Origin of the sequence: Marinobacterium stanieri, from assembly GCF_900155945.1 — a bacterium.
In the GTDB taxonomy this organism is placed as follows: Bacteria; Pseudomonadota; Gammaproteobacteria; order Pseudomonadales; family Balneatricaceae; genus Marinobacterium; species Marinobacterium stanieri.
This window is the reverse complement of sequence record NZ_FTMN01000008.1, coordinates 34707-55230: the sequence shown is the minus strand read 5'-3', so window position 1 is coordinate 55230 and position 20524 is coordinate 34707. Positions and strand designations below refer to the sequence as shown.

The 20524-nt window shown below is 59.1% G+C and carries 20 protein-coding genes; 5 read left to right on the top strand and 15 right to left on the bottom strand.

Annotation, left to right across the window (positions count from 1 at the left end):
* The first annotated feature begins 49 nt into the window (after positions 1–49).
* The 3 genes from BW956_RS16400 to BW956_RS16385 all read left to right on the top strand — a co-directional run bounded on the left by BW956_RS16400 (position 50) and on the right by BW956_RS16385 (position 2634).
* A complete protein-coding gene (locus tag BW956_RS16400; RefSeq protein WP_076464331.1) occupies positions 50–1129 on the top strand; it encodes a hemin-degrading factor in 1080 nt (359 codons plus the stop codon).
* 303 nt (positions 1130–1432) lie between these two features.
* Positions 1433–1762: a hypothetical protein gene (locus BW956_RS16390; RefSeq protein WP_010323617.1), complete on the top strand. Its 330-nt coding sequence runs from the start codon at positions 1433–1435 to the stop codon at positions 1760–1762.
* Positions 1759–2634, top strand: a complete 876-nt coding sequence (locus tag BW956_RS16385; RefSeq protein WP_076464328.1) for a ChaN family lipoprotein — start codon at positions 1759–1761, stop codon at positions 2632–2634. The genes BW956_RS16390 and BW956_RS16385 overlap by 4 nt, the downstream gene beginning before the upstream one ends.
* Here BW956_RS16385 and BW956_RS16380 read toward each other — a convergent pair.
* The gene (locus tag BW956_RS16380) at positions 2620–3084 is read right to left on the bottom strand and encodes an LEA/WHy family protein (protein ID WP_139327217.1); all 465 of its coding nucleotides are present in this window, start codon (positions 3082–3084) and stop codon (positions 2620–2622) included. The genes BW956_RS16385 and BW956_RS16380 overlap by 15 nt on opposite strands.
* Positions 3085–3225: 141 nt before the next feature.
* Here BW956_RS16380 and BW956_RS16375 point away from each other — a divergent pair, with 141 nt between their 5' ends.
* On the top strand, positions 3226–4047 hold the full coding sequence (locus BW956_RS16375) for a TlpA disulfide reductase family protein (RefSeq protein ID WP_076464323.1): 822 nt from the start codon (positions 3226–3228) through the stop codon (positions 4045–4047).
* Here BW956_RS16375 and mepK read toward each other — a convergent pair.
* On the bottom strand, positions 4032–4622 hold the full coding sequence (mepK, locus tag BW956_RS16370) for a peptidoglycan L,D-endopeptidase MepK (RefSeq protein ID WP_076464320.1): 591 nt from the start codon (positions 4620–4622) through the stop codon (positions 4032–4034). The two genes, BW956_RS16375 and mepK, sit on opposite strands and share 16 nt — an antisense overlap.
* A gap of 67 nt (positions 4623–4689) precedes the next feature.
* Entirely contained in the window at positions 4690–6318 is a 1629-nt protein-coding gene (locus BW956_RS16365) for a L,D-transpeptidase family protein (RefSeq protein ID WP_076464317.1), read from the bottom strand.
* Positions 6319–6449: 131 nt separating this feature from the next.
* Between BW956_RS16365 and BW956_RS16360 the strand changes: the two genes are divergently transcribed.
* On the top strand, positions 6450–8546 hold the full coding sequence (locus BW956_RS16360; protein ID WP_076464314.1) for a hypothetical protein: 2097 nt from the start codon (positions 6450–6452) through the stop codon (positions 8544–8546).
* 75 nt (positions 8547–8621) lie between these two features.
* Here BW956_RS16360 and parE read toward each other — a convergent pair whose 3' ends face one another.
* The 12 genes from parE to BW956_RS16300 form a co-directional block, all read right to left on the bottom strand.
* Positions 8622–10517, bottom strand: a complete 1896-nt coding sequence (gene parE / locus BW956_RS16355) for a DNA topoisomerase IV subunit B (RefSeq protein ID WP_010323624.1) — start codon at positions 10515–10517, stop codon at positions 8622–8624.
* A gap of 13 nt (positions 10518–10530) precedes the next feature.
* Positions 10531–11154: a YqiA/YcfP family alpha/beta fold hydrolase gene (locus BW956_RS16350; RefSeq protein ID WP_076464311.1), complete on the bottom strand. Its 624-nt coding sequence runs from the start codon at positions 11152–11154 to the stop codon at positions 10531–10533.
* Positions 11147–11935: a metallophosphoesterase gene (locus BW956_RS16345; protein WP_076464309.1), complete on the bottom strand. Its 789-nt coding sequence runs from the start codon at positions 11933–11935 to the stop codon at positions 11147–11149. Before BW956_RS16345 ends, BW956_RS16350 begins: the two co-directional genes overlap by 8 nt.
* Positions 11932–12375, bottom strand: a complete 444-nt coding sequence (locus BW956_RS16340; protein WP_010323627.1) for a DUF1249 domain-containing protein — start codon at positions 12373–12375, stop codon at positions 11932–11934. Before BW956_RS16340 ends, BW956_RS16345 begins: the two co-directional genes overlap by 4 nt.
* Positions 12365–12997 (bottom strand): NUDIX domain-containing protein, encoded by a 633-nt coding sequence (locus tag BW956_RS16335; RefSeq protein WP_076464305.1) that lies wholly within the window; start codon positions 12995–12997, stop codon positions 12365–12367. Before BW956_RS16335 ends, BW956_RS16340 begins: the two co-directional genes overlap by 11 nt.
* A gap of 54 nt (positions 12998–13051) precedes the next feature.
* Entirely contained in the window at positions 13052–13924 is an 873-nt protein-coding gene (locus tag BW956_RS16330) for an EAL domain-containing protein (protein ID WP_076464302.1), read from the bottom strand.
* A 65-nt stretch (positions 13925–13989) separates the two neighbouring features.
* Positions 13990–14835 (bottom strand): deoxyribonuclease IV, encoded by an 846-nt coding sequence (gene nfo / locus BW956_RS16325; RefSeq protein ID WP_076464300.1) that lies wholly within the window; start codon positions 14833–14835, stop codon positions 13990–13992.
* 10 nt (positions 14836–14845) lie between these two features.
* Entirely contained in the window at positions 14846–15025 is a 180-nt protein-coding gene (locus tag BW956_RS16320; protein ID WP_029511146.1) for a hypothetical protein, read from the bottom strand.
* 121 nt (positions 15026–15146) lie between these two features.
* Complete coding sequence (locus BW956_RS16315) at positions 15147–15797, bottom strand: hypothetical protein (RefSeq protein WP_076464298.1); 651 nt, start codon at positions 15795–15797, stop codon at positions 15147–15149.
* A 131-nt stretch (positions 15798–15928) separates the two neighbouring features.
* The gene (recJ, locus tag BW956_RS16310; RefSeq protein WP_076464295.1) at positions 15929–17665 is read right to left on the bottom strand and encodes a single-stranded-DNA-specific exonuclease RecJ; all 1737 of its coding nucleotides are present in this window, start codon (positions 17663–17665) and stop codon (positions 15929–15931) included.
* Between the two features lie 109 nt (positions 17666–17774).
* Entirely contained in the window at positions 17775–19169 is a 1395-nt protein-coding gene (gene thrC, locus BW956_RS16305) for a threonine synthase (protein ID WP_010323400.1), read from the bottom strand.
* A 21-nt stretch (positions 19170–19190) separates the two neighbouring features.
* Entirely contained in the window at positions 19191–20492 is a 1302-nt protein-coding gene (locus tag BW956_RS16300; RefSeq protein ID WP_076464292.1) for a homoserine dehydrogenase, read from the bottom strand.
* Positions 20493–20524 lie beyond the last annotated feature (32 nt).

The following is a 20524-nucleotide window of genomic DNA, read 5'->3' as shown; positions in this document are numbered from 1 at the left end:
AAGCACCACCCCGGCGCAGCCCAATTGCCGCGCAAGGAGAGCGACTGGTATGAATACTCTGTTTGATTACACCTCCCCCTTTGCCGAACTCCAGCACGCCTACACCAGTTTGGTCGATAGCGGACGCCGCCTGCGCCGACGCGAACTGGCGGCCGAGTTGAACCTGACAGAAGCGGAGCTGACCGACGCCCAACTGGGGTGCAAACGCTTGCGCCTCAAAGACAACTTTCCGCAGCTGGTTGAACAGTTACATCGCCTGGGCCCTATTCTCACGCTGACACGAAACGAGGCTGCCGTGCATGAGCGCAAGGGTCACTACCCTCACGCCCATATCCAACGACCCGTGGGCCTGGTGATCGGCAATGATCGCAAGATCGATCTGCGCCTGCTGTTCAATCACTGGCACCAGGGTTTTGCTGTAGCCGAAGCGCTGGCGAGCGGCATGCGCTACAGCCTGCAGTTCTTCGACAAGTACGGCGTTGCCGTACAAAAGATATTTCTCCAGCCCGACACCCACTTTGAGGGTTATTTTCAGTTACTGGAACAATTTCGTGCAGAAGATCAGACAACGCCACTGGCCTTTGAGCCTCAGCAGCCTGCTGTTGCCGAGTTGGCCGATAGCCGGGTGGATGTGCGTGCACTGACCCGCAGCTGGTCGAGTCTCAGTAATGAACATCAGTTTTTTGGTCTGCTCAAGGAGCACGGTGTCTCACGCCAGCAGGCGTTTCGTCTGGTGGGCGCCCCCTGGGCCGAACCCGTGGCCCTTGGCCGTATCAAGCCGCTGTTGGAGCAGGCAGCGCGCGACGCACTGCCACTGATGTGCTTTGTCGGCAGCCGCGGCAATATCCAGATACATTCCGGCCCTATCCACAGGGTCAAAATGGTCGGGAACTGGCTCAATGTGCTGGACCCCGAGTTCAACCTGCACCTGGATATGGAACGAATTGCATCTGCCTGGCTGGTCCGCAAACCCTCTCGTGATGGCACCCTGACCTCACTTGAACTCTATACCGACAACGGCAACACCGCCGCCCAATTCCTTGGCGTCCGTCAGCCGGGTAAACCCGAGTCCAATGCCTGGCGCCAACTGGCTGAATCCACCCTCAAACCGGAGCGAGCCTGCGCATGAAACTTCACTGGCCGTTAATCGTCTTTGCTGCCCTGCTGGCACTTATGCTGACTGACCATAGTCCCTCGCCGGCGGAGCGGCTGGCCGATGCCGACAACAGCACACTGGCAACGCTCAGCCAAGCACCTGCAAACCAGCCCCCGCCCCGAGGGGGCTTCCCATCCCGGATGGGTATGCTAGATTCAACTCAGGGGCTGTTGAAAACTGTCTGCACAGATAAACAGCCATACGGGTGCGCTGTGCATAACTCAGCCTGATCAAGAGGCACATGGCGCTCCTCCGCCTCATGCCAAGGAGAGATCCATGTCTACCGATAATAACCGTTTGCTGCTGGAACTGGAGAAACATCGGCGTGATATCAATCGCGAGGTGATCAACCCACTGTTGCCCGAACTGGCACTGGCTGACCTCAAGCCGGTCCTTGCCATGGTCGCCCACGCCCGCGCCGACTACATCAAGACGTTGCTGTCGATTGCCGATGGCAGTGAGGGTGAATCACCGGCCCCCGAGTCCATCAAGGAACTGAAGCACCGCCGTGAAACCTTCCAGGAGCTGGTCGATGCCGTTAACGCACTGGAGAGTGTCATCTCTCGCGACTATCTGGACGTTAAAAGCGGGCGGAGCCATTCGTGATCCGCTATCTGTGCTGCCTGATGGTTATGTTACTGGGCCTACAGGTGCAGGCCGAGCCGCTGGAAGGCAAGCTCTGGAGCCTCAAGGAAGCACGCTTCCTGCCTGTTGCAACCCTGTTTGATCAGCTGCCTGCCGGTGGCTGGTTGCTGCTGGGTGAACAGCACGACCACCCGCAACATCATGCAATTCAGACACAATGGCTGCAGCAGCTGGCCAAACGCAAGCAGTTGGGTGCCGTTGCACTGGAAATGGCCGATCAGACGCAGCAGGATGCCCTGGATGACGCTCTGGGCCGCGGCAAAGAGGTATCACCGGACGAGCTGCAATGGCAGCAAGGGTGGGACTGGGATCTGTATGAATCCGTGGTGCGCACAGCGCTGGATCTTTCGCCCGCCGTGGTAGCCGCCGATCTGCCCCGCGATGCCCAGCGACGGGCCTACCGCGAGGGGGCTCCAGAAGGTGAGCTGGAGACCGAGCACAGCAACTTCATGCGAGATCTCCTGTACGAAAGCCACTGTGGACAGATGCCCACGTCGGGGCTGGATGGCATGCGCCAGGTGCAACTGGCCCGCGATCAGGCCATGGCCGAACAGCTAAGACGCTACTCGACACCGGAGCGCACCGGCGTGATGCTGACCGGTGGCATCCATGCGCGCAATGACCTGGGTATTCCACGCTGGCTGGATCGACCTCTGGTCAGTGTATTGATGGTGTCCATCGAAGCGGACAAATCCAGTCCACAGGACTATATTCCCGAGGGTTTGAGCGGGTTCACACCGGTGGACTATCTGTTGTTCACCCACGCCATTCCCCAACAGGATTACTGTGCCGGGCTGGCATCCCAACACTCGGCCTCCTCAGGGAATGAGTGACAGCTTACCCTCTCGCTCAACATTGACCGGCCAGCTCATGCCACCGCTGTCGAGCTTAACCTCTACCCGGTAGTCCAACGCCTTCAGGCCCGGCGTACCCGCCAGCTCCTGCAGCAAACGCACGCTGCCAAACAATGCTGGCGTTGCTCCCACTTCCAGAGTGGTTTCTTCATAACCGGGAATGGCGGGCAGATTGTTGCTCACACCACTGAGCACGCGCTGGTTTTGCAGATACAGATGATAACGAACCCCTTCCAGCGCCAGCGTCTGGCGGTTCGGGTTCAACACGCGCAGGCTGATCAGAAAACGCGGCACAGCGCCCTGGCTTTGCGGATCCAGTCGCACACCGATCACATCTACTGTGGGGGCTTCCTGTGTCGGCTGAATACCGGCACAGCCCGTCATCAGCAGCACCATTAACGCCACCATTGCACGCAGTTGTATTTGCACGTCCTACCTCCGAACTTGATATGCTTGCCATTGAAGGCGCGCTTGAATGAAGCTTAGCTGAACCCCCGCCATTGAGTGGGGTCTCACAGGCATCCATGTTTTTTCAGTCCTGCGCAGCTGGACCACCTCAAGGAGAACCTCATGCAATCTTTGGCCCTCGGCCCCTTCGCACTTTCAATGGATCACCTGCTGCTGTTGATCGCCCTGGTGATCGCCCTGTTTGCCGGCTGGGTCAGCAGTCGCAAAGGTGGCAAGAACCCGGAAAGTGCACTGTTTCTGATTGTACTGGTTGCAGCCCTGGGTGCACGTCTCGGCTTCGTACTGCGCTACAGTGAGGAGTATCTGGCCGACCCGGTGCAAATCATCGACATTCGTGACGGTGGCTTCTGGTGGGTCAGCGGATTGGCGGCCGGTATTGCCACCACACTGTTCTGTTTCTGGCGCCAGCCGGCGCTGCGGCGACCGCTCGGTATCGCCCTGCTCTGTGGCGGCATCACCTGGGGTACTACGGCGGTGCCGCTGGCTCATATCCAGCAGAACCAGCAGAGCCTGCCGGATATGGTGCTGATGTCGCAACAGGGGCAGGAGGTAAACCTGCAGGACTATGCCGGTAAGCCGGTGGTGCTCAATGTCTGGGCTACCTGGTGTCCGCCCTGTGTGCGTGAGATGCCGGTGCTGCAGGATGCTCAGCAATCACATCCCGAGGTTCACTTCCTGTTCGCCAACCTGGGGGAAGATGCGGTCACCATCGATGCCTTTCTGATGGAGCTGGGCGTGGAGCTGGATAACGTCCTGCTTGATCAGCGCAATGCCATCGGCCAGCACTACGGTTCACGCGCGCTGCCCACAACACTGTTCATTGATGCCCAGGGCCAGCTGCGGGATTCACATTTGGGTGAACTCTCGGCAGCCAGCCTGAAGGATAAACTGGGTCGATTGTTACCGGATCAGCTGCCCCAGTAACGGACACGCCCGGTATCGATGTGGATAAAGTTGGAGCCGGTATACAGCCCCACGCCGCCGACCTTGGCCTCACAGGCAACCTGATGCAGGTGTGACAGAGAGGTGCCGGGCAAGCGGATATCCAGTGCCTTGCCCTGCATGTGCAGGCTTTTCTTGGCGACACCACTGCTGGATGAACGCAGCTGGGCATTGGTTTTGGGGGAACGGTAGCCCGAAATGATCTGGAACGGGTTGCTGTTGCCGGTCTGCTGCTGCAGATGATGCAGCAGATCCAGCAGGCGCGGGTCAATGGGGTGCACTTCACCGGTGCGGAAATCACGCAGCAGATGATTGATATCTGCCAGGCTGCGCTGCAAGTAGCTGCCCTCTGACCAGTAAGTCGTATCCAGGCGCTCGCCGGTGTGCAAGTGGTCAAACTTCAGATGCCGCCCCTGCAGCGGACGAATATTGGCCCGCGCCGCCGGCACCTGCATCACCGCAGCCGTTGCTGCGACTGTTCCGAGGATGCGGCGCCGCTGACGGCATTCAGGTTGAGCATCGGGATCTACTTGGAATCGGCGCGGGGTCAACAGCATCAGTCACCTCGGTTACAGCTGGAAAAATCACAATTGTGCGAATTTTAACCAATGCGCAACCGGCTGACTACTTTTTAATCACATTCCGTGCCAATTTCACCAATTCCGCCGCCGGTGCCTGAGGTATAGGACCCAGCACTTGCTGCAGCGCCTGATCACGGCCATACACATCCGGGTGATAATACGCCTTGCCTGCTTCGTCCACCCAGGTCGTCAGGTAGACCAGGTACACAGGGATGGCTGTGGGTAATGACAGGTAACGCCGATCCGGTTGGGCCAGCCCCTCGGCAATAGCCTCTTCACCCGCGAGCCTTTGTGCCAGCTCCCCAATCCGGTACACCCTGACACAGCCGGAACTGAATGCGCGCCGGGACTCATCGAACAGGTGCTGCTGCGGCGTATCATGCAGAAAAATGCTGTACGGGTTGGGCATATCCATCCGCATGCGCCCCAGACTGTTGCCCGGCCCCGGGCGCTGTCGCAACAGGTAGTCGAAGTTGCGCCTTGATAGACCGCTCCAATCCACCTCTGATGAGGCCACCTCATGCCATTGGCCGGTTTCACTGCGCTGAAGAACATCGATCTGTTTTCCAGTCAGGTACGTCTCATCAACCTGCTGTTTCGGCAACAGATCTTCCACCGCGATGCGAAAGGGCACCGTCCAATAGGGATTGAAGGTCAGGCGTCGGATGCTGGCCGCAAAAGATGGTGTCGGCCGCCGCGGCTGTCCGGTGATGACAGAGTGGCGCTGTATCGGCTGCCCCTGTTCGACCAGATCCAGGTTATACGCACCGGTCCTGACCAGCACATACTGGTTGCCCAGCTGCCGCGGCAGTGCCCGCCAACGAAACAGGTTGGCCCGGACCTGCTGCAGCCGGTCCGTTACCGAGCGCTGCATCGCCGCGCCTGTTTCCGGCCCCAGAATGCCATCGGGTTTGAGTCCGTTGCGCTGCTGGAATTCTCGCACGGCGGCGACCAGTTCTTCGTCATATATCTCTGGATTATCCACCGCCGAAACCGGTGCCAGCCAGTGCTGCCAAATCAACCATCGACGCAGCTGGGGCACGACCGGATGCCGCTGTCCCGGACGAATCAACTGATCCGGCAGTGGCAACTCTGGCACATAGGCACTCTGCTGGCGTAACAGATCTCGATACAGGGTTTGCAGCCGCACATACTCAGGTGCAAGGGGCAGCAAGGAACGCAGCAGCTGATCCACCGTTTCCCCCTGAGCCAGTCGTTGCGCCAACTGCGCCACACCCAGTCTGGTATTCACAAAGTGCCACTGGCTATCACTGCTACCAACCTGGGCAGCACCATTCAGGTCACGCGCCAGCTTGAGAAACTGCTGCGTCAGCCAATATTCGCGCTGTGGACCCATCCTGGCCAAATGGCCTGCTGACAGCTCCTTTAACCCATACGTCTGTGGATCCAGCCCCTGCTCGTAGGACAGCATGACCCAGGCTTCCAGTTGCTGCTGTCGCTGCAGAAAAGGCTCACCCTGCTCATCAAACCAGACGCGGCTCCCGCCCAGCGCCTGATAGAAAGTCTGTAGGTCAGACTGGTCGACCGACTGCTCTGACAAGTGTGCGCTGCCCGGGGGCAGGTTCAACCCCTCGGTGCGTGCAACAGCCGGGGCCAGTAGCCACAGGCACAGCACCAGAACGCCCCTCAGTTTTTGCCATCCAGCCATCATCGTTTCTACCCTTTGGCGCAACATCTTCACTATAGCCTGTTCTCGGATAATGCTATGCTCACCGCTTGTAACGGCGGGGTTTTCAAGGTCGTCGTCAATCTCCAACACAACCCGAAGCAAGGGAGTTTCTAATGAATAAATGGATAGGCGCGGGTGTGCTTGTAGCTGCCGCAGGGGCAGGACTGGCATGGCAGCAGGGATGGTTCGGCGAAGCCCCGGCGGGCAGCGCGCAACTGACCGATTTTGTACCGGCTGACACCGTGCTGTATCTGGGCGGCCAGGCTGAGGCCAAACAGGTTGAACAGCTCCGCCAGATGCCCTTGATGGCACAGTCACAGTTTCAGATGCAGCAGCTGCTCAGAGAGATGGACAACTGGGGTCGCGAAGAAACACCCCAGGCCCGCTTCGCCACAGAGCTGCTGCGTGACTTCCTGAGCAATGCCACCAACTATGGCATGTTCATGGATCATTTCGGGCTGGACCTGACCAAACCCCAGGCGATCTACATGGATGGCCTGATCCCGGTTGTGCGCTTCGGTGTCAAAAACGAAGAGACCTTCTGGCAGGTGTTCGAGCGCGCCTCCGAGAGCAGTGGCCTGCAGCCGCGTGAAGTCACCCTGGATGGCAGCACGGTCAAACTCTGGCGCCTCACCAAGGAAGATGACAAAGCGCTGGAACTGGCCGTAAATGTGCGCGATGGCGTCGCGACCCTTTCTGCCTTCCACTTCCTCGACCAGGAAGCCGACCAGCTGCAGCGTCTGGCCATGACCGCACCGGAGCAGTCACTGGCCGACAGCGGTGAGCTGGACAAGATGCAGAAAACCTACGGTTTCGACAACAGCATGCTGGCGCTGATCCATTTTGAGCGCCTGGCACAGGGTATGCTCGACCCCAACAGCAACGATTTGGGCCGAGACCTCAAGGCATTGATGGACGCCCAGGGCGAAACCCTGCCCACCGCTAACCTGGACGCTGCCTGCCGCAGTGACCTGACCTCACTGGTGGCCAATGTGCCGCGTCTGGTAGCCGGTAATACCCGTGTCGCCTCCGGCGATACCCTGGCGATCGACAGCCTGTCCGTACTGGAACTGACCAACAAGGAGGTACTGACGTCCCTGCAGGGTCTGCGTGGTCACCTGCCCGGCCACACCGCGGGCAGCGACTCGATCTTCAACATGGGCTTTGGCATCAATGTGGATAACCTGATCCCGACGGCCACCAGCCTGATGCAGCGTTTCCAGGGTTACCAGACCGATTGCGCCCAGTTGCAACAGGCTCAACAGCAGCTGAGCAGCGCCAACCCGGCCATGATGGGCATGTTCACCGGTATGGTACAGGGCACCAAAGGTGCTGGCTTCTCACTGTATGACCTGGATATCGATCCGAATACACTGCAGCCGAACAACCTGGACTTCCTGTTCAGTGTGGCCACCGATAATCCCAACTCGCTGCTGGGCCTGCTGGCCATGTCGCCCATGGGCCGCCAGATCCAGATCCCGACCGATGGCAGCCTCACCGATGTGGACCTGTCCTTTGTCGCACCGGGCCTGAGCCTTAAAGCGGGCATGCAGGGGCAGCACCTGGTCGCCTTCACTGGTGAACAGGCCAGCCGTGCCGCAGAGAGCCTGAAAGATGAAAGCCTGGATGCCAATGGACTGACCCGCTTTGGCGCGGACTACGGCCGTCTGGCAGATCTGGTCGACCGCATCCCGTCACAGTTCGCCGGCGAGCTGGAAACCGGCACCGCCAGCGGCTGTGTTGCCCAGGCACAGGTAGCCAACATGCTGCGTCTGCAGGGCGCCAACCTGAACTACACACTGGACTTTGCCGAGCAGGGCCTGAGCACCAACATGGCGTTCAGCATTGATCCTCAGGCATTGGCCAGCGTGAATCCGGTCGGCAACTACCAGATTCTGGATCAGAGCTACGACTGCCAGGGCGGCGAGCCCATGGGCACTGAAGAGATCCGTGAAGACGGTACCGGTGAATACCGCTACAACGACGGTCAGTGTGACCTCTATCGTAGCCAGTACACCTGGAGCCAGAACGGCAACCTGTTCAGCATGACTGCTCAGGAAAGCGTCAGCCGTGACAGCTGCGACCAGGAGTGGAACAACGACGAGCTGATCAGCAGCCAGTGCGTACTGGTTCCGATGGATGAAGGCTTCCGCTGCATGTACAGCGATGACGAGAGCGAAAGCCTGTTCCACTACGTACCACGTTCCTGATCACGAACCTTTCAGGATGAAAACCAAAACGCCGGGCATTGCCCGGCGTTTTTCGTTAAGAAGAAGGGTGAGGAATCAGATCACTTCCGCCAGGTTACCCTTCTCTTCCAGCCAGCGCTTGCGGTCGCCCGAACGCTTCTTGGCCAACAACATATCCATGATTTCCAGCGTATCGTCGCCGGCATCCAGCGTCAGCTGAACCAGGCGGCGTGTATCCGGCGACATGGTGGTCTCACGCAGCTGCAGCGGGTTCATCTCACCCAGCCCCTTGAAGCGCTGCACACCCACCTTGGCATTCTTGCGCTCGGCTCGAATGCGCTCGACGATACCGTCTTTCTCGGCATCGTCCAGGGCGTAATAAACCTCCTTGCCGAAGTCGATGCGATACAGCGGCGGCATGGCAACAAAGATATGCCCGGCTGCGACCAGGGGCTTGAAGTGACGCACAAACAGCGCACACAGCAGGGTAGCGATATGCAGGCCGTCGGAATCGGCATCGGCCAGAATGCAGATACGGTTGTACCTGAGCCCATCCAGCTTGTCCGAGCCGGGATCGACCCCTATAGCCACCGAGATATCGTGAATTTCCTGCGACGCCAGTACCTCACCGGGGTCCACTTCCCAGGAGTTCAGGATCTTGCCGCGCAGCGGCATGATCGCCTGGAATTCACGGTTACGTGCCTGTTTGGCAGAACCGCCAGCGGAGTCGCCCTCCACCAGAAAGAGTTCGGACTGACTGGCATCGGCACCGGAACAGTCGGCCAGTTTGCCCGGCAGCGCCGGCCCCTGAGTCACCTTCTTGCGCACCACCTTGCGACCGGCCCGCATGCGACGCTGGGCACTGGCGATCACCAGTTCAGCCAGCTTCTCGCCCTCTTCCACATGGCGGTTAAGCCAGAGCGAAAAGGCATCCTTCACTGCACCGGAGATAAAGGCCGCAATCTGGCGTGAGGACAGGCGTTCCTTGGTCTGACCGGCAAACTGGGGGTCACGCATCTTGGCCGACAGGATGTAACAGCAGCGATCCCAGATATCGTCCGGGCTCAGCTTGACGCCACGGGGCAGCAGGTTGCGGAACTCGCAGAATTCGCGCATCGCCTCCAGCAAGCCGGTACGCATGCCGTTGACGTGGGTGCCGCCCTGCGCGGTAGGAATCAGGTTCACGTAGCTTTCGGCAGTCACTTCACCACCATCGGCCAGCCACTGCACCGCCCATTCCACGGCATCTTCCTCGCCCTGCAGGCTACCGGTGAACGGCTCCGCCGGCAGAGTTTCATATACCTGGGTGGTACCGCGCAGGTAGGCTTCCAGGCCATCTTCGTAGTACCACTCTTCCTGCTCTTTCTTGCCGCTGCTCAGATCGGTAAAGATCACCTTCAAGCCTGGGCAGAGCACGGCCTTGGCGCGCAGGTTGTGCTTCAGGCGAGTGGTATTGAACTTGGGCGTATCGAAGTACTTGGGGTCCGGCAGGAAGCGCAGACTGGTACCGGTATTGCGCTGGCCACAGGTGCCGGTAACCTCGAGCTCGGAGACCTTGTCACCGTCGGCAAAGCCGATACGGTACACCTGGCCACCACGCTTGATCTCAACGTTCAGCAGCTTGGACAGGGCGTTCACTACGGACACCCCCACACCGTGTAGACCGCCGGAGTAGTTGTAGTTGTCGTTGTTGAACTTGCCGCCGGCATGCAGCTTGGTCAGGATCAGCTCGACCCCGCTGACACCCTCTTCAGGGTGAATATCCACCGGCATGCCACGGCCATTGTCGGCCACGCTCAGTGAGCCGTCATCGTGAAGCGTCACTTCGATCTGGCTGGCATGACCTGCCAACGCCTCGTCGACCGAGTTATCGATCACTTCCTGAGCCAGGTGGTTGGGGCGATCCGTCTCGGTGTACATGCCCGGACGGCGGCGCACCGGATCCAGACCACTGAGAACTTCTATCGCTTCGGCATTGTATTGCTTCGACATTGAATCTTCCTGTTCAGAGAGAGGCGACCGGCAAGGGCGTGGGTTCGGGCAGTTCCACTCTGCCCTCGGCAAATGCCTGCACGGCCGGAATCAGCGCCTCGAACTGTTCAAATCCATGGCTGCCACCGGGCTGCACAAACTGATGACTGCCGGCAAACTTATCCACCGATTCACGGTAATCGATGGTGTCATCGGCAGTCTGCACCAGCAGCAGATAGCGGGACGGATCCTGCAGCTGTGGACAGTATATAGCCTTGAGCTGCTCCAGATGGGTCTCGGTAAGCTCGTAATTATCATCGGTATAGAGGTTGGTATTGGTGCCCAACCACTCTTCCAGCAGCTCGTAAGGACGTACCGCCGGATTCACCAGCACCGCCCTCACACCGGGATTATGTTCCACCAGCCAGGTGCTGTAATACCCACCCAGTGAGCTGCCCACCAGTGTAACCGGACCATCCGCCTGATCAATTTCGGTCTGCAGCTGGGCCATGGCTTCCTGCGGCCAGTGCGACAGCGCCGGTACACGCAGTCGATCACCGCAGCCCTGCTTATCCATCACGGCCTGCATCAACCGCGCCTTGGCTGACTGTGGCGAGCTGTTAAAGCCATGTGCATAAATAATCAGGGGCTCAGCCATGCGTCATGCTCTCTTCAATTGTGGATAAACGAACAAGATGGGCATCAATGCGCCCATCATCCTGTAATTCATACCAGCGACAGCCGGGTGTGGACAACTGCGGCTGTGTTTCTACCTCCAGCCTGTCGCTGCCGGCGACAAACTGCACGACCGTGGACGGTGCCGACCAGAGCGGGCGACCAGCGCACTCCAATGCGTGCGCCTGATGCAGGTGACCACAGATCAAACCACGCACCTGGGGTGCGGCCGCCACCAGGGCTTCCAGCGCGTCGGGATTACCCAGCCGGGTTGCATCCTGCCAGGGCGTGCCTGTTGCTGTGGGGTTGTGGTGCAGTGCCAGCAGGACAAAACGGTCCTGCAGTTGTTGCAGCCTTGCCTGCAGCCAGTTCAGTTCTTCAGTCGCCAGATCACCGCTGCCACGCCCGTCCGGGTTGGACGTGCTGTTCAGCAGCAGGATAGTCCAACGCCCCAGGTCGAGACGCTTCCCGCCCGGCATGCGACCAGCGTCTACCGCCGCCATGGCGGCAGTGTCGTCATGATTGCCCGGTAACCAATGGCAAGGGGACCGCAGCGGTGCAACCTGCTCCAGCAAACGTTGATAGGCATCCGGCCCGGCATGGTGCACCAGATCACCGGTCAGCAGGGTCAGATCAAAACGGGGCATCTGGCCCAGCTGCTGAACCAGTTGAGTCAGCGTCTGGTCAGCATCCCGGCCGTGATAAAGAGTGCCCGGCTGCGCCGGCAGGTGACAGTCGCTCAGTTGCAGAACGCGCTGACTCACTCGGCAAACACCTCTTCCAGCAGCTGGCCGTGGGCCAGGCAGTGGCTGAGCCATTCACCGAGGAACGCATTGAGCTGGGCCTTCTCATCGGGGTAACGCATCTGCTGGTTGGGGTAGCTGTATACGCCAGACAACTGGCGGCGCTGGCGGGTGCAGATCACTTCCGCCACACGGGCATCATGGTAGAGCCGTACCACCAGTCGCGGAGACTCCAGCCAGACAGACGCGTTTTCATACTGCTGAGATACCACCACGCTGGTGGTGTAGGTAAAGCGCTCATCAATTTCCAGGCGCACACGCACGCGCTGTCCATCCAGCTCTACCAGAAATTCGCGCTGGTCACAGCTGTCCAGGTCCGGCAGCAGTTTCAGCAGGCGCAGATAATTGGCTTCCCCCTGCGCCATCTGGCGCTTGAGGTCGGGTACATACTTACGTTTCATCGGACATCCGCATCTGTTGCAGCCGTCCATGGTTGAGTTCCAGCCACTGCAGGCCAATGATGGCTGCGGCGTTCATCAGCCTGTTATCACGCACCAGGGCAAAGGCATCGGTAGCACTGATCACATGCACGCGAATATCTTCGCCTTCGCTCTCCAGTCCATGCACGCCGCCTGCCCCTCGGGAATCCACCAACGCACAGACGAGCTCGATCCATTCATCACAGCCGCCCGGGCTGGGCAGATAACCGGTGATGGGAAACACCTGTCCAAGGGCAACACCAGCTTCTTCAACGCTTTCGCGACGGGCCACATCGTCCGGGGTTTCACCGGGCTCGACAATGCCGGCGACCAGCTCCAGCAACCAGGGACTGCCTGCCTTGCCCAGAGCACCGGCACGGAACTGCTCCACCAGCACCACCGCATCGGCAACCGGGTCGTACATGAGTACGCAGACAGCATCACCACGGTCCAGTATTTCACGCTGAATACGCACCCGACCGCCTTCAAAGCGGGGGTGGCTCAAGGTCAGTCGGTGCAAGCGGAAAAAGCCCTGATACAGAGGCTCATCCTGCTCCAGTCGGACATCGCGCTCGTCGAATGTCGGCGCCCAGTTCTCAGACATTGGTGCTCTCGCGTCGCATTATGAAAACGCGACTATACCACTAGCGAAGCGCCGCTAAAAACCGAACCAGCTGCGAGGCGGAAGCATTGAGTATAGGCCGCGCTGGATACTTTGCTGCCAGCGGCCCGGTAGCGGGCGACGGATCTGTGCTCGGCTGAGCCGGGCTCTGGGCTGCTGCTCGGGCCGCCCCAGCAGATAGCCCTGCCCCAACTCGATACCCAGGGTCTGCAAGGTGCGCATTTCGGCGACTTCTTCAATGCCCTCGGCCAGTACATGACAGCCCAGATTGCGGCCAATACGGCTGATGGAATGGACAAACTCGCGCTTGACCGGATCCTGGTGCAAGCCGCGCACGAAGTGCTGATCGATTTTGACGTATTCCGGCTGCAGCTCCGACCAGAGTTTTAACCCTGAATACCCAGCCCCGAGGTCATCAATGGCGATGCTGAAGCCCATATTACGGTAGTGCTCAACGGCTGCTCGGGTGAGACCGTGCTGATCAAACGGATGCTGCTCGGAGAGCTCGATGACGATCATCTCGATGGGAATACCCAGCTGACGCAGCAGATCGGCGGTGAAGCCATGTTGATGGTCAGGTGAGCTGAGCAGGGAGGCGGTCACATTGAGAAACAGCTTGTGACCGGGCTCGAAATCGGCAAAGGCCTGCAGCGAGCACTTGCGGCTCAGCAGCTCCAGCTCCTGCTGGCGGCCCTGCTCGATGGCACAGCGAAACAGTTCCGACGGCATCTGCAGCGGACTGCCCTCAGGTCCACGTATCAGCGCTTCATGACCGATCAGCTCGCCCTTGCGCAGATCCATAATGGGCTGGAAGTGGGGACGCAGCAGCTCACGCGACAGGATGCGTTCCAGCTCCTGTCGCTCAAGGTCCTGCCGTCGAGGAAACTGTTGTGTATAGGCTAACTGCATGCCCGCTTCCACCCTGTTGAATCGAGGGCAGAAGCCTATTGAAGTTTAATGACAGGAAAATGACATCAGGCCGCAGCCAGCGCTCTCAGGTGCTGGATTTCATCCGCCCAGATCTCAGGTTCGATGGTTTCCAGTACCAGAGGGATGCCCTCAAAACGGCTGTCCTGCATGATGAACTCGAAGGGTGCCCAACCAATTTCACCCTGCCCCAGGCTGTGGTGACGATCGATACGGCTTTCCAGCGCACCCTTGGAATCATTCAGGTGCATGCCCCTGAGATACTCAAATCCGACAATGCGTTCAAACTCGGCAAAGGTATAAGCACAGGCCTCGGGCGTGCGCAGGTCATAGCCTGCCGCGAAGGTATGGCAGGTATCCAGACAGACGCCCACACGGGACTTGTCTTCCACCTGATCGATGATTGCGGCCAGCTGCTCGAAACGGAAACCCAGATTGGAGCCCTGGCCGGCGGTGTTCTCAATCACCGCGACCACGTTTTCCGTCTGTGCCAGCGCCAGATTGATCGACTCGGCGATGGTGCTCAGGCAGGTCGCTTCATCCACCTTCTTCAGGTGACTGCCAGGATGGAAATTAAGCAGTTTCAGCCCCAGCTGTTCACAACGCTGCATCTCGTCCAGAAAGGCCGCACGGGATTTCTCCAGAGGTTCCTCTTCCGGGTGACCCAGATTAATCAGATAGCTGTCATGGGGCAGAATCTGATCCGCACTGAAACCCAGACGCTCACAGTTGGCCTTGAACGCCTTGATGCTCTTGCTGGTCAGCGGCTTGGCTTCCCAGCGACGCTGGTTCTTGGTGAACAGGGCAAAGGCGTTGGCCCCGATTTTGGCAGCGTTCAGCGGCGCATTTTCAACACCACCGGCAGCACTGACGTGGGCACCGATATAGTACATCCTCTATTCCTCAGAGCTTACAAGCGCCGCCGAGGCAATCATCAAAATCCATCGACGCCAGCTCTTCCTTCTCGGCATGATGCGCTTTCAGACGGGTCAGCAGGTCGGATTCAACTGCATCCTGAGTGTCGCCGGCACGATCAAATACGTTCAGCAGTGCGGTCAGTTCATCAAGAGTCAGTTCATGCATGGGAATACTCCTCGGCCAGGGTCGGGCCGGTTAAATGGGCGATCAAAACAGGGCGCGTATCCTAGCCTAACAGGCTGTAAAACGACACCTTGACGTGTTGTATCAAAGCCTCTTTATTCGCTCAGCCTGCAGTGCCTTCCTGTTTTCCAACAACAGCAGGGGCGGTACTATGCCGCTCGTATTCCGCACGCGCCTGCATAATTTTGAGCAGGTTCAGGTTATAAGGATCAGCCTGCATCGCCAGCCAGTCGACCACGGCCCGAGGCTGTTCAAGACGGTCGTAGGTCGCCTGATCCAGCGCAGTGTCTGATCTCACCCACACGGAACCGCCCGCTGCACGTGCCAGCTGTTCCGCCAGCACCTGTGCCCGCTCGGGCCCCTTGGGCAGATTGCCACCACTAATTGCGTCCATATCAATCCCCAGATAGTGCAGATTGACATCGCTGCCGATATAGCCGTTGTTATCCACGGTGGCGATCACCCGGCCATCCACCACAATTTCGGCATATGGCTCAAGCAGCCGGGGGTCTCCCGGCTGGATCCGGGTATGCATGCTCTCCAGCATCCGTTGCATGCCGTCCAGTAACATCTGATAGTCTTCCTCAGGCAGCTCGGACATCGGAGTTGTCTGGCTGAGATCAAATGTACGCGGATTACTTACCGCCTCATCAGGCAGCTTGAACTGTCCCTTCTCCTCACTCGCCGATTGGGTGTGAGCGGCAGCGGGCCGGGATTGGGGGTAGGTGTTGGTGTACTGAGTAATGCTGGTCATGTATCGCACTCCTTGCGGTGGTGAGGTCATCCCCTCACCAGCAAGGCCTGTGCCAAATTACATGGTCTTATAAATCAAAAACTTATACTGAACGAATGCGGAGCAGCGGCAAGCCTTTGCCTCTGCGCAAGTCAGACCTCAGCCCCTATCCAATCCACCATCAGCTGCAAGGTGCGCTGGCCACGGAACTCGTTCACATCCAGTCGATAGACCAGGCGTACCCGCTGTACGGACTCATCCGGCCAGGCCAGGGTATCCACATTGAAGGCGATCGCATCCAGCGCCAGGGTGCCGCCTTCGGGCATTACTACCATTTTCAGGTGGCGCTGGCCGACGATACGCTGCTGCAGCAGGTGAAAGCGGCCTTCAAACAGCGGCTCGGGGAACTGATGCCCCCAGGGGCCTGCGTTGCGCAGCTCTTCCGCCAGCGTCATGCTGAATTCGGCTTCCGCCAGTTCACCATCGGTGAGGATACGCTGGGTCAGGTCGGCAGCATCCAGTTGCCGCCGCACTTCGACATCGAAAGCGTCACGAAAGGCCGGCAGGTCATCGGCTGCTATGGTCATGCCAGCCGCCATGGCATGGCCGCCGAATTTCTTCAGCAGGCCCGGGTGTTTGGCAGCCACGGCATCCAGGCCGTCACGGATATGAAAACCGTTGATGGAGCGGGCCGATCCCTTGATCTCGCCATCATCGCCGGGCGCAAAAGCGATCACCGGACGGTGCACACGCTCCTTGATACGGGAGGCAAGAATACCGATCACGCCCTGATGCCAGTATTCGTCATACAGACAAAGGCCGAACGGCAGTTCCTGATCATTGAGGCTGAGCTGGCCCAGCAGTTCCAGTGCCTGGTGCTGCATCTCCTGCTCAATCCCACGACGTTCCTTGTTGAGATCGTCCAGCGAGCGCGCCATTTCCAGTGCGCGGTCATAGTCCTCTTCCAGCAGGCATTCAATGCCGATGGACATGTCTTCCAGGCGCCCGGCCGCGTTCAACCGTGGCGCGATGGCGAAGCCCAGATCACTGGCGACCAGACGGCTGCGGTTACGGCCGGAAACTTCAATCAGCGCCAGCAGGCCCGGTCGTGCCTGACCGGCACGAATGCGCTGCAGCCCCTGCCAGACCAGCGCCCGGTTATTGCGCTCCAGTGGCACCACATCAGCCACCGTACCCAGTGCCACCAGGTCCAGCAGGCTGGCCAGATTGGGCGCCTTGCCGTTAAACCAGCCACGCTCATCCAGCGCACGACGCAGGGCGATCAAGACATAGAAAATCACGCCTACGCCACAGGTGGACTTGGCTATGAAGTCGCAACCGGGCTGGTTCGGATTAACGATAGCACAGGCATCCGGCAATTCGGCGCCCGCCAGATGGTGGTCGGTGACAATGACATCTATACCCAGTGACTGGGCACGGGCCACACCTTCGATACTGGAGATGCCGTTATCTACCGTAATCACCAGATCCGGCTTGTTCTGTGCCGCCACATCGACTATTTCCGGGCTGAGCCCATAACCATACTCAAAGCGGTTGGGCACCAGATAGTCCACTTCGGCGGCACCCAGCATACGCAGGCCCAGCAGCCCCACCGAGGTACTGGTCGCACCGTCGCAATCGAAATCACCGACAATCAGGATCTTTTCCTGCTGCTCGAAAGCTTTGAGCAAACGCTCGACTGCTGCCGGCACCCCTTTCATCTGGCTGTCAGGCAGAAGTTCCTGAAGGCGACGTCCCAACAGGGCCGGGTCATCAATGCCACGGGCGGCGTAGACTCGCGCCAGTACCGGGTCCAGTCCGGCCAAACCGGGATGGCTGGGGTCGACCTGAAACGGCCGCTGTTCAATGATCGGGTCAGACACACTCATGCACACAGATCCGCCAGAAGGGGCAAGGAAAGGAGAGCCGGGCCACGCAGGCCCGGTATGCCTGACCGGCAGAGCGCCGGAACAGGCCAGAGATCAGGCGTTGTGCCGATCAGTCGCGGTGCACGTGGCCCGCGATGAAGTCCTGGACCTTGGACAGGTCGTTAGCCAGCACTTCGTAGCGCTCTTCACGCTCGAACAGATCCGCCATGTGCGTCGGCAGCTGCGGTGATTCCAGACCGGCCTTGACCACCGGTTCGGGGAATTTGACCGGATGCGCCGTCGCCAGGGTGATCATCGGCACGGACTTGTCACGCCAGCATTCACGCGCCGCCTTGACACCGATCGCAGTGTGCGGATCCAGCAGGTAACCGGTTTCCGCGTGTACCTCTTTGATCACGTCACAGGTGCTGTCGTCGTTCACGGCATAGCTGTCGAACAGTTCACGTACCTTGTCCCACTGCGCCGGATCAAGCTGCACGGATTCGGTCTTGAAACGCGCCATCAGGTCGTTGATGGCCGCGCCGTCACGGTCATAAACATCAAACAGCAGACGTTCGAAGTTGGAGCTGACCATGATATCCATGGACGGAGACAGCGTATGCACCAGGTCGCCCTTGGACATGTCGTTACCGCTGATGACGCGGTGCAGAATGTCGTTACGGTTGGTTGCCACGACCAGCTGCTGGATCGGCAGACCCATCTGCTTGGCCAGGTAACCGGCGAAGATATCACCGAAGTTACCGGTCGGAACCGAGAAGGATACCGGGCGGTGCGGACCACCCACGGCCAGAGAGGCGGAGAAGTAGTAAACGATCTGGGCCATGATGCGCGCCCAGTTGATGGAGTTTACTGCGCCCAGCTTCATGCCCTTGAGGAAGTCCTGGTTGGCGAAGCTGTCCTTCACCATCTCCTGACAGTCGTCGAAGTTGCCTTCCAGCGCGATGTTGAACACATTGTCTTCCAGGATGCTGGTCATCTGGCGACGCTGTACTTCAGATACACGCTGGTAGGGGTGCAGGATAAAGATATCCAGGTGATCGGAATGGCGGCAGCCTTCGATGGCTGCAGAACCGGTATCACCGGAGGTCGCGCCCATGATCACCAGACGCTCGCCACGCTCGGCCAGCACATGATCCATCAGACGGCCCAGCAGCTGCAGTGCAAAGTCCTTGAACGCCAGTGTCGGACCGTGGAACAGCTCCAGCACCCATTCATTGGTGCCCAGCTCTTTCAGCGGTGCCACCGCGCTGTGATTGAACGCGGCGTAGGTCTCGTCAACCATGCGCTTGAGATCGGCGTCGCTGATGCAGTCATCCACGAACGGCTTGATTACCTTGTACGCCAGCTCGGCATAGGACAGACCTGCCCAGGAGGCGATTTCGTCCTGGCTGAACTTGGGCAGTTCTTCCGGGACGTAGAGGCCACCGTCGCTGGCCAGACCAGCCAGCAGAACATCAGCAAACTTCAGTTTCGGTGCCTGACCGCGAGTAGAGATATAGTTCATGTTCGTCTTCCTAAATCAGCCTCAGTCCGCCAGCAGCTCGACACGGATACGGACGATTTCGCCCAGGATATCCGGCAGCGCTTCGATTTCGCGGATCGCTTCATTCATCATGCGCTCTTCCACACGCTGGGTCAGCATGATCACAGGCACCTGTGCTTCGGTGGTCTGCTTCTGGATGATCGCTTCGATGTTGATGCCCTTCTCGCCCAGGATGCGGGTCACGTGGGCCAGTACACCCGGACGCTCGACAGCCTGCAGGCGCAGGTAGTAGGCGCTGGTGGTTTCTTCCACCGGCAGTACCGGCGCATCAGACAGCGCAGACGGCTGGAAGGCCAGGTGCGGTACACGGTTGTCACGGTCAGCCGTCAGCGTACGGACCACATCCACGACGTCGGCAACGACAGCGGAAGCCGTGGCTTCAGCACCGGCGCCCGGACCGTAGTACATGGTCTGGCCCACAGCGTCGCCGTCAGCCAGAATCGCGTTCATGACGCCATTCACATTGGCCAGCAGGACGTTTTTCGGAATCAGGGTCGGGTGTACACGCAGCTCGATACCCTTGTCGGTACGGCGGGTGATACCCAGGTGCTTGACGCGGTAGCCCAGCTCTTCAGCGTACTGGATATCCTGCGGGGTGATCTTGCTGATACCCTCGGTGTAGGCCTTGCTGAACTGCAGCGGGATACCGAATGCCAGAGATGACAGGATGGTCAGCTTGTGCGCGGCATCGATGCCTTCAACGTCGAAGGTCGGGTCGGCTTCAGCGTAACCCAGTGCCTGAGCTTCCTGCAGTACATCGGCAAACTCGCGGCCCTTCTCACGCATTTCAGTCATGATGAAGTTGCCGGTACCGTTGATGATGCCAGCCAGCCAGTTGATCTGGTTGGCAGACAGGCCTTCACGGATCGCCTTGATGATCGGGATACCGCCGGCAACGGAGGCTTCAAACGCCACCATGACGTTTTTTTCCTGCGCCGCTTCAAAGATCTCGTTACCGTGCACAGCAATCAGCGCCTTGTTGGCTGTCACTACGTGCTTGCCATTTTCGATGGCAGTCATCACCAGATCACGTGCGGTGTCATAGCCACCGATCAGCTCAATGACAATATCAATTTCCGGGTTCGTGGCAACCTCGAAGATATCTGCGGTAAGTTGCATACCGGTGGTATCACAGCTCGGGTTTTCGCTACGCATCCCGATCTGTTCAATCACGATATGGCGTCCGGCACGGCGGGAAATTTCCTCCGCATTTCGTGTCAGAACATTGAACGTACCGCCACCGACGGTACCCAAGCCACAGATCCCTACTTTTACAGGTTTCAAGCCACACCTCGCAGAATGTTCGGTCAGAGAGT

Bases quoted from the DNA above. Each gene is read 5' to 3' on its own strand.
- BW956_RS16360 (WP_076464314.1), top strand. From the start codon at position 6,450: ATGAATAAATGGATAGGCGCGGGTGTGCTTGTAGCTGCCGCAGGGGCA.
- nfo (WP_076464300.1), bottom strand. From the start codon at position 14,835: ATGTACTATATCGGTGCCCACGTCAGTGCTGCCGGTGGTGTTGAAAAT.
- thrC (WP_010323400.1), bottom strand. From the start codon at position 19,169: ATGAACTATATCTCTACTCGCGGTCAGGCACCGAAACTGAAGTTTGCT.
- BW956_RS16375 (WP_076464323.1), top strand. From the start codon at position 3,226: ATGCAATCTTTGGCCCTCGGCCCCTTCGCACTTTCAATGGATCACCTG.
- BW956_RS16340 (WP_010323627.1), bottom strand. From the start codon at position 12,375: ATGAAACGTAAGTATGTACCCGACCTCAAGCGCCAGATGGCGCAGGGG.
- parE (WP_010323624.1), bottom strand. From the start codon at position 10,517: ATGTCGAAGCAATACAATGCCGAAGCGATAGAAGTTCTCAGTGGTCTG.
- BW956_RS16315 (WP_076464298.1), bottom strand. From the start codon at position 15,797: ATGACCAGCATTACTCAGTACACCAACACCTACCCCCAATCCCGGCCC.
- BW956_RS16390 (WP_010323617.1), top strand. From the start codon at position 1,433: ATGTCTACCGATAATAACCGTTTGCTGCTGGAACTGGAGAAACATCGG.
- BW956_RS16350 (WP_076464311.1), bottom strand. From the start codon at position 11,154: ATGGCTGAGCCCCTGATTATTTATGCACATGGCTTTAACAGCTCGCCA.
- BW956_RS16320 (WP_029511146.1), bottom strand. From the start codon at position 15,025: ATGCATGAACTGACTCTTGATGAACTGACCGCACTGCTGAACGTATTT.
- recJ (WP_076464295.1), bottom strand. From the start codon at position 17,665: ATGAGTGTGTCTGACCCGATCATTGAACAGCGGCCGTTTCAGGTCGAC.
- BW956_RS16335 (WP_076464305.1), bottom strand. From the start codon at position 12,997: ATGTCTGAGAACTGGGCGCCGACATTCGACGAGCGCGATGTCCGACTG.
- BW956_RS16365 (WP_076464317.1), bottom strand. From the start codon at position 6,318: ATGATGGCTGGATGGCAAAAACTGAGGGGCGTTCTGGTGCTGTGCCTG.
- mepK (WP_076464320.1), bottom strand. From the start codon at position 4,622: ATGCTGTTGACCCCGCGCCGATTCCAAGTAGATCCCGATGCTCAACCT.
- BW956_RS16400 (WP_076464331.1), top strand. From the start codon at position 50: ATGAATACTCTGTTTGATTACACCTCCCCCTTTGCCGAACTCCAGCAC.
- BW956_RS16330 (WP_076464302.1), bottom strand. From the start codon at position 13,924: ATGCAGTTAGCCTATACACAACAGTTTCCTCGACGGCAGGACCTTGAG.